1 protein-coding gene is annotated in these 266 nt (G+C 44.4%); it reads right to left on the bottom strand.

The features are described from left to right. On the bottom strand, positions 1-266 hold a 266-nt coding region (locus KVT38_RS33780), incomplete at both ends, for a hypothetical protein (RefSeq protein WP_217598086.1).

Here is a 266-nt window from a genome sequence, read left to right as displayed (position 1 = left end):
GTAACGCGATGCGGAACCCGCTATGGCATTTAAGGTTTGGTTATCACGTTCAGCTTTGGTACTGGGTGTTTGATATTCCACATACTTCACAAAGCTTTGAATATCATTTTGGCGTTCAGATTGACTATATTTAGCCGATTCACTGGCATTATAACTGCTCGAAGATGCAGATTTACCCGAATTATTATGACTGGCCGAGCGCGCAGAAACACCTGCACCGGCGCCATAATAATTACCATAGGCATAGCCTGATGCAGCAGATGAAC

The organism is Cohnella sp. GbtcB17 (assembly GCF_019091135.1).
In the GTDB taxonomy this organism is placed as follows: Bacteria; Bacillota; Bacilli; order Paenibacillales; family Paenibacillaceae; genus Cohnella.
The sequence above is the reverse complement of the archived record's forward strand: the minus strand, read 5'-3'. Positions and strand labels throughout refer to the sequence as shown.